At 61.5% G+C, this 12,546-nt stretch carries 10 protein-coding genes; 5 read left to right on the top strand and 5 right to left on the bottom strand.

Going from position 1 to position 12,546, the window contains the following annotated elements; genetic code table 11:
* Positions 1–28: 28 nt before the first annotated feature.
* From GWP04_03310 to GWP04_03295, 4 genes are all read right to left on the bottom strand, one after another.
* Entirely contained in the window at positions 29–670 is a 642-nt protein-coding gene (locus tag GWP04_03310; protein ID NIA24577.1) for a hypothetical protein, read from the bottom strand.
* A 476-nt stretch (positions 671–1,146) separates the two neighbouring features.
* Complete coding sequence (locus tag GWP04_03305; protein ID NIA24576.1) at positions 1,147–1,977, bottom strand: hypothetical protein; 831 nt, start codon at positions 1,975–1,977, stop codon at positions 1,147–1,149.
* A 7-nt stretch (positions 1,978–1,984) separates the two neighbouring features.
* Positions 1,985–2,149 carry a hypothetical protein gene (locus GWP04_03300; GenBank protein ID NIA24575.1) on the bottom strand — a complete coding sequence of 55 codons (165 nt, stop codon included), beginning with the start codon at positions 2,147–2,149 and terminating at the stop codon, positions 1,985–1,987.
* 255 nt (positions 2,150–2,404) lie between these two features.
* Positions 2,405–3,517: a hypothetical protein gene (locus GWP04_03295; protein ID NIA24574.1), complete on the bottom strand. Its 1,113-nt coding sequence runs from the start codon at positions 3,515–3,517 to the stop codon at positions 2,405–2,407.
* 546 nt (positions 3,518–4,063) lie between these two features.
* On the opposite strand from GWP04_03295, the gene GWP04_03290 reads away from it, so the two are divergent.
* From GWP04_03290 to GWP04_03270, 5 genes are all read left to right on the top strand, one after another.
* On the top strand, positions 4,064–5,200 hold the full coding sequence (locus tag GWP04_03290; GenBank protein NIA24573.1) for a cytochrome C: 1,137 nt from the start codon (positions 4,064–4,066) through the stop codon (positions 5,198–5,200).
* Positions 5,193–6,095, top strand: a complete 903-nt coding sequence (locus GWP04_03285) for a hypothetical protein (GenBank protein NIA24572.1) — start codon at positions 5,193–5,195, stop codon at positions 6,093–6,095. Before GWP04_03290 ends, GWP04_03285 begins: the two co-directional genes overlap by 8 nt.
* A gap of 107 nt (positions 6,096–6,202) precedes the next feature.
* Positions 6,203–7,846, top strand: a complete 1,644-nt coding sequence (locus GWP04_03280; GenBank protein NIA24571.1) for a cytochrome C — start codon at positions 6,203–6,205, stop codon at positions 7,844–7,846.
* 300 nt (positions 7,847–8,146) lie between these two features.
* Positions 8,147–9,874 carry a formate--tetrahydrofolate ligase gene (locus tag GWP04_03275; protein ID NIA24570.1) on the top strand — a complete coding sequence of 576 codons (1,728 nt, stop codon included), beginning with the start codon at positions 8,147–8,149 and terminating at the stop codon, positions 9,872–9,874.
* Positions 9,875–9,886: 12 nt separating this feature from the next.
* Positions 9,887–10,369 carry a cyclic nucleotide-binding domain-containing protein gene (locus GWP04_03270; GenBank protein NIA24569.1) on the top strand — a complete coding sequence of 161 codons (483 nt, stop codon included), beginning with the start codon at positions 9,887–9,889 and terminating at the stop codon, positions 10,367–10,369.
* A 64-nt stretch (positions 10,370–10,433) separates the two neighbouring features.
* Here the strand turns inward: GWP04_03270 and GWP04_03265 are convergent, their stop codons facing one another.
* The gene (locus GWP04_03265; protein ID NIA24568.1) at positions 10,434–12,368 is read right to left on the bottom strand and encodes an ammonia-forming cytochrome c nitrite reductase subunit c552; all 1,935 of its coding nucleotides are present in this window, start codon (positions 12,366–12,368) and stop codon (positions 10,434–10,436) included.
* Between the last annotated feature and the right edge of the window lie 178 nt (positions 12,369–12,546).

Raw genomic sequence — 12,546 nt, 5'->3', positions numbered from 1 at the left:
TCCCGTGGGAAGTCCGATGTTCGAGCTGTTATCGCCACTCATCACTCACCACCACGACAATCGCCTCACTCCGACGCTGCTGGAGCCATCTGCTGAACGCCTCATCCTGCATCTGCTTCATGAGCTTGTCTTCGATCGAGTTTCGGACCTCCAGAAAGGGCTGCACCTCACCGTCGATGGTGAAGTCGGACTGGTGAGCCTGGTAGTAGGCATGAAGCTCATCCTCGGTGGGCGCCACGTCGGCCGTCACTTCCTGGTAGACCCTGGAAGCGATCAACTGGAGCCGGATTCTTCGCTCGAGTTCGGTCTCATCGATGCCCTGGTCCTCCAAGAAACGCCTCCAGTCGTCTTCGGAAGGGAACTTGCCATGCAGATGATCGAGTGAGGCGTCGATGTCCTGCTTGGTTACGTCGACGCCCGCTCGCCGTGCTTCTTGCTGCATCAGGACGTCGTCGACGAGTGATTGGAGTATGAGCGAACGCCATTCGGGTCCCAGAGCCGAGGCGATGCCGTTGTGCACTGCAGCGATCCCCCCGATCCTGGCTTCGGCCTGGGATTCGTGGATGCGTACGCCGTCGACCTCGGCGATAACAGGGTCATGAAGCCCGGTTCGATACCAGATGGCGGTTGCCAGCCCCGCTATCACAACGAGAAGCAGAACCACAACCATCAGTAGACGCTTTGTGATCGTTGACCTCCGATGGGCAGTGGTGTCTTCTCGAATGGGTTGGATGCGGTGTTGGGCGGCAGCTATCGGAGCAGGCGCCAGTATGACAGGTCACGTGAGCGCCGGGTCCTCGAGACCCGACACCTCGTCCAAGAATGGCAGGCCTCGCCTGCGCGTACTTCGGGGCATGACATTGGCGGCAGAGCATCGTGAATCGACAAGCCATACGTCCGGAAGGCACGGTCCCGTCGGGGCGCTCCTCGGACAACGAGGGGTACACGGTGCCCTGCAAGAACGAGTTCGGTGGCAAGCTCCGGACACCGAGATCTCGGAACTTTCCACCGAGCGATGGCGCAGCTCAGACCGACCGTCGGGATGCTGTGTTTCGATGGCGTGCCAATCCGGTCCAACGATCCCAGGAACAGGATCGCCGCCGGCCTCAAGACTGCAGCCACTCGCCACCGGCATTCCCAGGTCCGTCACTCATCACTCTCGAGAAGACGGGCCCTGTCGGCATCGAGGTTTTCGATACCGTGAAGATGACACTGGACACACGTCGCCGGTTCATGGCAAGCGAAGCACGAGCCGCCGCCCTCGTGTCCGACCACATCTTGATGGGCGTTCACCCAGGATTGATCCTGAGGTCCTGCGGTGTGGTGGCATGTGTCGCATTCGTCGCGGCCTGCCACGTCCATTCCATACGAATGGCATCTCTTGCACACCTCGGAGCCGCCGTCGAAGAAGGCCAGGGCGTGAATCTTTCCCGCCCAGTCTTCCGGGTGAGGCATCTCGACACCGTGACAAGCCTCGCAGAACGTGCTCGCCGAGTGACAGGTGGTGCAGGAGGTCTCGGTGTTCAGTACGCCGATTCCATGAGCGGTGCCCCAATCTGTTGCAGCGTGGCTTGGGGGCTTGGGCACCACGGAGAGCGGATGACACGCGGCACAGGGAATCGGGTTGTCGGCACTTGCGCCATGACAACCGAAACAGTTCTCCATGGTGGGCCTGAATGTCATTCGACCGACGTGGGTCTCGGCCGGATGACAGGAACCACACGCCACGGCACCGGCGTCCTTCTCGTGTTGCGAGTGCGTGAAGTCCAGTGTCGGTATCTGACCGGCCAGGAGGGCGGCGTCAAGATCATCGTGGCACTCGGTGCACCCTGCGAACTCGCTGTTGTCGATGACGCTCGTTGCCGTCACCGGCGCATGATCGTTGCCGGACCGTTGAGCGATGAACACGCCGGCAACGGCCACCACTCCGATCGCCACCAGAGACAAGACTCTGCGCAGGTTTCGAGGACGTCTCATGAGGCTCTCAACCACCGCCAGGAAGGTTGATCACGTCTCTCCTCTCGCTCGTTTCGGTGCCCACATGACGCAGGCCGGGGTCCTGCATCGTGGCGACTTGGATCGTGAACGGCAGCCGAGTCTCCCCGCCCTCGAGGACGCAGCCGAGAGCGTATCCAACTTCTCGTGTCATCAACATCGCTCGTTTCCTGTCTCGAGCAAGCGCCGTTCTCGTGCTCGCCGGGTCACGTCCCACAGTATCGGCACCGAACCCACCGCTGCGGGGGCCGAAGGGCCCGAATCCACCGACCGTTCGGCCACAGCGGTACATGGTAGCTGCGCAACTCTGCCCTCTCCTCCGAGGATTCCCATTCAGCCGACGCCGTGCCGACGGAGATCCATGTTGCCGGGCGAAGGTCTCGTTGCGCTGCACGCTTCTGCAGATTGGTCAGGGCACCGACGTCGAGGTATGGCAGGTGAGACAGAGAGCGTCCGGGTAGGCGATGAGAAGTGAATCGGCGAGCGACGTGTGCGGGAAATCCACCGATGACGTGTCGTCGGTCGGATTCCCGTGGCAGGCACTGCAACCTGTCGAATGGTTGTGGTAACTGGTGCCGTCGACTCGGGACGGGTGACAGGCACCGCACCACCGAGCCCCGTCGTCGTTGTCCTGCTCGGTCCCATAGCTCTGAAGCGTCGAGTAGGTGTGATTGGGGTACGCCGACAGCAGTTTGTAGCCGAACAGGTACACGAGCTGGTTCTCGGCGTCTTGCACCTGGGCGAACTGGCAGTTCGTGACACCGGCGTCGCACACCTGCCATGCGCCCGACACAGAGTCGTGGTGCAGGAACTTCTGCTCCTGATCGCCCGTGTTCGGGTTGGCCCACCAAATCGACCTTCCCTCGTCGGTTGTCGTCCACTTGTTCACGACCTGCCCGAAGTCACCGTGCGGAGTGTGACAGCTTCCGCAGTACAGACCGCCCCCCACGTCGGATGCCGTACCGGGACCCGGTGCGCTCGTGGCATCCACGGGTGGCGGGCCACTCGCCCCCCACGAGTGCTGCCAATCGGACTCGGTCATCGCAATGCCGGTCTCATCGGGAGGTCCCTGGACCCCGATCCGGTGTGCCGACGCCGGCGTGGAAGTGTCGTACGCGCTCCGACTCGATACGGTGCCAAGAGTTCCCGGTCCAACCGGATCCCGCGGTGTCGGGTAGAAGCTTCCACCGCTGTGCATGTTCATGCTGTGGCAATCGCTGCATTCGCTCGGGAGTCCGAGCGTTCCACGAAGTCCATGCAAGCCATGACATGTCGCGCACATGTAAGTGACGCTGTTCTTCCAGAGCAGCGCGTAGTCCCCGCTCGCGTCGTGCACGTCGTGACATTGGAGACACATGTTGCTGCTGGCCGAGTAGCCACCGTGAGGCGACACGTTTCCATCGACCGGATCGCCTGGACTTGGCGGAGTCGGGCCATCGAGAGCCCACGCCGTTGTCGCGAAAAGCACCAGGGCGACCAATGCAGACGCACCCATTGCCACGATTGCGGTACCTGACGTCACGCTCGGTCGCTGCCTCGAACGGCGAAGATTGCGACGATCAGCGGTCACGTGCCGACTCCCATCTTCTTCACAGGCAACAAGCTATCACAAGGTATCCGGCGAGCGGCAGGACCCGCTAGGGCCGAAAGCCCCTAAGTCGTTGGACACGAGATTAGCCCCATCGTTGGGAGCCGAAGTTGCTCACCGGGGCCCGGCGCCTGCAACGGCAATCCGGTCGACGACGAGACATCAGCGGGCTTCCCGCCCACGTCGTCGATGCGTTGATTGATCTTCAACTGTCCACACACGTTGTACAGTACCTGCCAGACGTCGGGCAGCCTGCCGTGGGCCCCCAATCGGCGACCAGCGAAGGGGAGCCGCCGGCACCCTGCTCATACGTGTCCGTGGACCGGCCGAACGTCCCGGCGTTCAGGGCCCTTCGGCCCTTGAACGCACGGCTTGAACAAGGCCATGATGTGAAGCGGCACGAAGAGGCGAAGTCGAAGCAGCACGGAGGGGCGAGTTGAAGCGGCACGGAGGGGCGAGTTGAAGCGGCACGGAGGGGCGATGGGATATCGAAGGGTTCTCGGGCTGCTGTGTTTCGTCGCCCTGCTGTTCATGGTGACTGCCGGTCGCCCTGCGCCGGCGAGTGCCGAACAGAGCCCGCTGGAAGAACGACTCAGCTACGGGACCTCGCAATGGGACAACAGCACCTGCCTCGGTTGCCACAACAAGCCCGGGCTCTCCACCGAACTGCCATCGGGTGAACGTCTCGACACGACAATCGACGAAAGTCGCTGGCACGCATCGATCCATGCGTACTGGAATATGAAGTGCATTCTGTGTCACACGGAAGTCACGTCTGTCCCCCACGATCCCCCGACCGCCAAGAACCTCCGACAGTATGCGATCCAGCAGTCCGAATCGTGCACCGTCTGCCACATCGAGCAGGCCACCAAAACGACGGATGGTGTCCACGCGGCGGCCAGAGAGCAAGGAATCGAGGAGGCCGCAGTCTGCTCCGACTGCCACGACCCTCACTATGTAATCAACCCGCCCATCCCCCATGCAGACATCCCCAAGACTTGCCGAAAGTGCCACGCGGAGATCTACGACCGGTATGAAGAGAGCGTCCACGGAAGTGCACTGACCGACGGCAATCCCGATGTTCCCACCTGCACCGACTGCCACGGCATCCACGAAATCGAAGGACCCATCAACTCTCCCTTCCGACTGTTCTCCCCGCTCATCTGCAAGAAGTGCCACGCGGACAAGGAAATGATGGACAAGTACGGAATTCGCACGGACGTGTTCAGCACCTATGTAGCGGATTTCCACGGCAGGACGGTGATCCTCTTCGAGGACCTGGCGCCAGGCCAGGAGACCAACACACCGGTCTGTGTCTCCTGTCACGGTGTGCATGACATCATCCCGCCGGGCGACCCGGCGAGCACCGTGTACAAGACGAACCTGCTCACCACCTGCCGACGATGCCATCCCGATGCCGACGCCAACTTTCCGACGGCGTGGATGAGCCATTACACGGCGACTCCGGAGGAGTGGCCACTCGTCTACTACGCGAAACTCTTCTACCGGATTCTCATCCCGACGGTGATCGGAGGGATGCTGCTGTACGTAATCATCGATGTGGTCGGCCGCTATAGGGAGAGGCGAAGAACCCGACGTGAGGTGCGAGATGTCTGAGGTCACAACCCAACCCCGCTATCGGCGATTCTCGGTCTCCGATCGTGTCGAACACTGGGCACAGGCACTCGCTTTCACCGGTCTCGCCTTCACCGGCCTCGTGCAGATGTGGGCTGAGGGATGGTTCTCGAAGGCGATCATTGGCGCGCTTGGGGGGATCAACACCACGCGGCTCATCCATCATTCGTTCGCCGTAATCGTCCTCGTCGCCACCGTGTATCACATCGGCACGGCAGGCTATCGATTCTTCGTGCTTCGGATCGGGCAGGAGATGCTCCCAGGGCTCGACGACGCTCGTGCAGCCGTGCAGCAAGTGGCCTACCGCCTTGGTCTTCGCTCCGATCCCCCCATCCAGGGCAAGTTCACGTTCGACGAGAAGATGGAATACTGGTCCATCATCTGGGGAACCATCGTCATGGTGGCCACCGGCCTGATGATGTGGAACCCCATCTCCACGACCGCCCTCCTTCCCGGCGAGTTCATTCCGGCGGCAAAGGCGGTGCATGGTGGTGAAGCCATCCTCGCGGTCCTGGCAATCCTCGTGTGGCACACCTATCACGTGCATCTGCGACACCTGAACCGAAGCATGTTCGACGGGTACCTGACCGAGGAAGAGATGCTCGAGGAGCATCCCGCCGAGCTGGCCAAGATCAAGGCCGGTGCTCCGCCAGTGCCGCCGGTGCCTCCTGAGGTTCTGCGAAAGAGACGAAGGGTATTCTTCGCCGTCTACAGCGTGATCGCCATCGCGTTTGCCGCCGTTGTCGTGGTGTTCCTCACATACAAACAGGTGGCGATCGAGACAATTCCGCCTCCTGCCACCCCTGTCGAGATCTATGTGCCATACAATCCATCTGCGCTGCCCGAACTGCCAACCTCGGACAGCACGGCACCTTGACGGTTGCGCCGGGTTGCTTTTCGGGCTGAAGGACTCCATGATTCAGAACCGACCGCCATATCTTTCCCGGCATTCCGGCGCTCGCTGCTACTTGAGGGAGGAACTCGGTGTCTGAAGTGAGACCCCCGGACGAGCCCGACGCCGGCACACCCGGCGAACCCTCCATCGGTCCGCCTGGACAACCGTCCGCCAACCCATCCCCTGTCCCGGCCGACCCTCCATCCCCGAGCGATGCCGAGCCAACCGTCGAGACGCGAAGCCTGTACCGGCATCCACTGGCGGGAGTGGGCGGCGCCATCATGGTTGCAGGCAGCTTGATGCTCCTGGTGCTCGTGGCCATCGACATGACCTCTGGAGGCCACAACACCTACCGCTCCCTCGTGACCTACGTCGCGATGCCGTCCGTGGTCCTCATGGGCGCCGTCATCTTCCTTCTTGCGATTCGACGACAGGTGATGAACGCGAAGCGTCGCGGCCAAAAGGTGCAGTTCACGTTTCGTGTCGAGCCCTCGAACCCGAGGTACATGCGTAGCCTCTGGGTCTTTCTCGGTGTCGGAGCCCTGGTGTTTCTGGTGGTCGGTTGGAGCGGCTTCAAAGGCTATGAGGCAACAGACTCGGTCGCGTTCTGCGGACAGACATGTCACAAGGTGATGAAACCCGAGGCCGTCACCTACGAACACTCACCACACGCGAGAGTCCTATGTGTCGAATGCCACATCGGTTCTGGAACATCATTCTGGGTGCGGTCAAAGATCGATGGGATGCGCCAGGTCGTGGCCACTCTGACGAATTCCTACCCTCGGCCGATCCCAACGCCCGTCGAGAACCTGCGCCCTGCTCAGCAAACCTGTGAAACGTGCCATTGGCCGAATCAGTTCTACGGACGCAAGCTCGTCACGCGCCGCTACTACCGGACCGACCAGCAGAACTCGCCGTGGACGATCAGTCTGCTGGTGAACATCGGTGGCAGCAACACGCGTACCGGCTCCCAGGAAGGGATCCACTGGCACATGCTCATCGGCAAGAAGATCGAGTATCTGGCGGCCGACGAGAAACGCCAGGTGATCCCGTGGGTCCGCGTGACCCGCGACGACGGCACCGTCACGGTGTACAAAGACCCGTCGGCATCGGGCTACCCCGACCCCGACGATCCCGAGACCGAGTTCAGGGTGTTCGACTGCATGGATTGCCACAACCGGCCCAGTCATCTGTTCCTACCGCCGGCGGTGGCAATCAACCAGGAGCTCGCTCGTGGGACCATCTCGACGGATCTGCCATACGTGCGACGGGTCGGCCTGGACCTTCTCAACACGACGTACACCTCGCAGGAAGAGGCCGCCGAGAAGATCCGTTCCACGTTGCTCGCCTACTACGAGCAAGTGTATCCAGACCGGGTCGACGAACTCCGGGACAAGATCGAAGCCGCCTCGGATGCACTCATTCGTGTCTACGAAAACAATTTCTTTCCCACGATGAAGACCGACTACCGGTCCCACCTCAATAACCTCAGCCACTTCGTCAATGTGGGCTGCTTCCGCTGTCACGGCTCCGACAAGGTCTCCGACACCGGGGAGAAGATCACCGGGGCGTGTGACACATGTCACACGATTGTTGCCCAGGGTCCCTCCACTGACACATCGGAGCTGGACAACGATCTCCTCGGGCTCGAGTTCCAGCATCCGGTAGATATCGGCAAACAGTGGCAGGAGATCCGTTGCACGGACTGCCACACTCCGCAAGAGGGGTATTAGAACGCTGTTGAGTGATGCCGGTGCGTAGACACGTATCTTGTACTTTGTACTTCGTATCGCGACGCAGCACCGTACAAGACCGCGGGGCGGGAGCAGCGGCTCGAACGTAGCAGCCTCGCGTCAATCAGCGAGCGTCACCTCTCCGGGCCCCCTCCGTCCTCGGCCAAAGCGCCGAGGACACCTCCCCCAGCGTCCGCCCCGGGGGGCCACCTGGGGAAAGAAACAGGCCGGCGCCGACCAACGGATCCGACACACCACCGCTTCGATAGACTCCCCACCAGACCTCGAGAGGAGTATTCGTTGAGTTCCTACCTCCAGCCCCACACCCCCGTCCCGACCGACCTGGACATCGCTCAAGAGGCCCCTCTCGATCCGATCCTCGACATTGCCGCCCGCGTCGGACTCGGCCTGGATGATCTCGACCTGTACGGCATGTACAAAGCCAAAGTGCACCTCGACGTTCGTGAGAAGTTCTCCGACCGGCCGATGGGTAAGTACATCGACATCACGGCCATCACCCCGACTCCACTTGGTGAAGGAAAGACCACTACCGCCGTCGGGCTCAGCCAAGGTCTCGGCCGTCTCGGACATTCTGTGTTCACAACGCTGCGTCAGCCGAGCATGGGCCCGACGTTCGGTATCAAAGGCGGCGCCGCCGGTGGGGGCTACAGCCAGGTGATCCCCATGGAGGACTTCAACCTGCATCTGACCGGCGACATCCACGCCGTCTCAATTGCCCACAACCTGCTTGCCGCGGCGATCGACAACCATCTCACTCACGGAAACCAGCTCGATCTCAACCCCTTCTCCGTCACGTGGGGCCGTGTCATTGATCTCAACGACAGGGCGTTACGCAAAGTCGTCATCGGCCTCGGAGGTAAGCCCAACGGTTATCCGCGCGAGTCAATGTACGACATCGCGGTTGCGTCGGAAGTCATGGCGATCCTCGCTCTCTCGACCGGACTCGCCGACTTACGCGAGCGACTCGGCCGTATCGTGATCGGCACAACATTCGGCGGTAACCCGATCACCGCAGAGGACCTCAAGGTCGCAGGAGCGATGGCGGTACTGCTGAAAGATGCCCTGATGCCCACGCTGATGCAGACCCTCGAGCACACGCCGGTCCTCGTGCATACGGGTCCATTCGCCAACATCGCGCACGGCAACTCCAGCATCGTGGCCGATCAGATCGCGCTGAGGCTCGCCGACTACGTCGTAACCGAATCTGGATTCGGCTCCGACATCGGGATGGAGAAGTTCATGGACATCAAGTGCCGTGCCAGCGGACTGACCCCCGACGTGGTCGTGGTCGTGGCAACGATCCGTGCACTGAAGATGCACGGCGGGCTGGGCAGGGTGATCGCCGGGAGGTCTCTGCCTCCCGAGCTGACGACCGAGAACCTTCCAGCGTTGGAAGCTGGTGCCGCCAACCTTGTTGTGCACATCAAGATCGCCCGCGCCTTTGGCGTGCCGGTGGTCGTGGCGATCAACCATTTCCACACTGACACGGACCGGGAAGTCGAGCTCCTGAGAAAGATTGCCATCGAGGAAGGAGCGGAAGACGCGGTCATGACCGACCACTGGGCTCGCGGTGGCGAGGGCGCCAAGGATCTTGCCGCGGCTGTCGTCAAGGCAGCCGAGCAGCCGAAAGATTTCAAGTTCCTGTATCCACTCGACATGCCGATCCGGGACAAGATCGAATTGATCGCCACACGAGTCTATGGAGCCGACGGAGTCGACTTCATGGACGCAGCGGAAAAGAAGGTCAAGCTCTACACGAAGCTCGGCTACGACAACCTGCCGATCTGCATGGCCAAGACGCATCTGAGTCTCAGCCACGACCCCAACGCCAAGGGCGTGCCACAGCACTTCCGCCTTCCGGTGCGAGATATCAGAGCCAGCGTGGGAGCCGGCTTCCTGTATCCACTGTGCGGAACGATGAGGACCATGCCGGGGCTACCGAGTAGACCGGCGTTCGAGAACGTCGACATCGACACAGAAACCGGCAAAGTGCGAGGCCTTTTCTGAGGAGGAGAAACCATGATCGATCCTGCCGAACTCAAGACCCTGCCGTTCTTCCGCTCCCTCGATGACGAAGCGATCGCCGTGCTCGCACCTCACACCAACCTGCTGACAGCCAAGACCGGTGAACGCGTATTCGAGGAAGGCTCCCCTTCCGACACCCTGCTCGTGCTCGTCACCGGCATGGTTGCGAATCGCCAGCATCCCATCCACGGGGGGGAGGACATCCTCATGAATGTGGTCGGCCAGCCGGGCGAGGTGATTGGGGCTTCTGCGCTAGCCACCGCGGACGATGCCGTACATCCATTCAGCGCTGTCTGCATGGAGGACTCCGAATTCGTCGTCATGCCTGTCGCCGAGCTCTGGGAGGCCTTCGAGGAGAACCCGGCTGTCGGACTCCGCCTCCTGGTGAGATTTACCCATATGCTTGCTGAACGCCTCGCCGCGGCACGCGAACAGATCCGCAGCCGAATCCGCCCAGGGCTGATCTCACAGGGTTGATCCCTGCGCGGGACAAGGGCGCTGAGCTGAGGAGCTTCGCGAGGCCCCTCAGCTCGCCCTCCGTCTACTTCCCCAAGTCCGACAGCACCTCTTCGGCTCTTGCCTGCGCATCTCGAAGGAGGGCCATCAGATACTCGTGATTGTGGAACCCGCCGCTCTCGTCGCCCTCCGCGAGCGCCAAGTTGGTCTCTGCCTCATCCAGCTTGGCCTGAAGGTCCGCATCGTCAACATCGACCATGGCCTCACTTGCGGCAGCCACCTTTCCCGCCACGACTGCGTCGAGCGACTGGAATGCATCCTGCCATGCGGTGATCTTCGCCTCGACGTCGCTGCTGGAGAAGTCTGTATGACATTGGCTGCACGAAGCAGTGGTCCCACCGTTCGCTTCGGGAGTGATGATGGCCCATGTGTGTCCATGCTGCATCGACGAGTTGCTCCCGTCGACGTCACTCGTGTACATGTGGCAGCTGGTACAAGTCGCTCCCGGCATCGTGCGGATATCGGGCACACCGATGCCGCCGGTACCTGTCAAGACGTTGTAGCTGAGATGGTCCGTGTCGGGGAACCGCAGATTCCCGTGACACTGCCCGCACAGCTGCGAGTCGTCCGCCATGACGACGTACTCGCCACTCGCCGACTCGAACAACGAACGCTGGGTCGGGTTGTGGGGATCATGGCAGGTCGAACAGCCGACACTCGGCCACTCCGACGCGTGGTCGGGCGCCGTCGCATCGCCGAACTGTCCGCCGTCCGTTGTGAAGAAGTACGCGAGTGCATCCGCCTCGCTCATACCGCCGTTGGCGAGGACCGCCGTGGGACCGTGACATGCGATGCAGTTCTCCGGATCATCACCACTGATCACATCGACCGGCGTCTCCCCCGCACGCTCGGAGGCCAGCTCGCCGGCGACGTCTGCTTGCGTCGCCGCATGCGAACTCGAGGACCAAGCGTCGAAGGTCAGATGATCCGTGGCGAAGCGAAGACTTCCGTGACACTGGCCACAGAGCTGCGAGCTACTCGACATCGCGAGGTACTCCCCGGTCGACGAATCCAGCAGCGCCGGCTGCCGCGGGTTGTGCGGGTTGTGGCAGGACACGCATCCGACGCTCGGCCACTCTTCAGAATGCGCACTTGTTGTGGCTGAGCTGAATTGACCGTTGTCGGTGGTGAAGAAATAGGCCATCGCGTCCTGTTCACTCATGCCGCCGTTGGCAAGAACTGCCGATGGTCCGTGACATGCGATGCAGTTCTCCGGATCATCACCACTGATCACATCGACCGGCGTCTCCCCCGCACGCTCGGAGGCCAGCTCACCGGCCACATCGGCCTGCGTATCCGCATGCGATCCCGCCTTCCAGTCGTCGTAGGTCAGATGGTCGGTCTCGGGAAATCTGAGGGTCCCATGGCACTGCCCGCACAGTTCGCTCGCCCCGCCCACTGCCGTGTAGGACGCTGTCGTCGCATCGAACGCGGCAATGACGGGCATGGATTCTTGAGGGTGGTCGTCAGCCACTTCGTGACAGGCCGTGCAGGTAACGGCCGGCCATTCCGATGCATCCTTGGCGGCTGTGTCGCTCGTGAACACGCCATCGGTCGTCGTGAAGAACATACGAAGAGCTTCGACACCATTCAAGGTCGCCCCGGCAGTCGGGGCATGGCATGCAATACAGTTCTCAGGATCGTCACCGTGAATCACATCGTCAGGAGTCTGCCCGGCACGCTCCTCACCAAGTTCGGTTGCGACGTCTTGCTGGGTATCTGCGTGCGATCCTGTGGTCCACGTTTCGTGGATGTCCGTATGACAGGTTTCACAGTCGGTCCGAAGGGCGACCGCAGTTACTGCAGTGGTAGTAGTGGCAGTAGTGGTAGTGGATGGCGTCGGTGCCGCTGTCGACGTGGTCACAGGAGCCTTCACAGTCGTGGAGGTCGACCCGCTTGTGCACGCTGCCAGTGTCAGAGCCGTCATGAGCACTGCCACGAAAACGATTTCGCGTTTCATGGGAGCAGACTCCTTGACAACAGAGCGGCCTCTCAGGACCCCTCTTCTCTCCTGGTTTTCAATATGGACACGTTAGCCCATCACACTTGACCGTACGCTTCACGGCGTTCCGTTTCTAGAGGCCAGATGGCAGACAAAGGACCCTATTTCCATAGTCTCCCGGATCAGCGCCCATGAG

This window comes from Gammaproteobacteria bacterium, from assembly GCA_011682695.1.
Classification (GTDB): domain Bacteria; phylum Actinomycetota; class Acidimicrobiia; order Spongiisociales; family UBA4744; genus BMS3Bbin01.
Note: the sequence above shows the minus strand (reverse complement) of the source record. Positions and strands in the feature narration are given on the sequence as shown.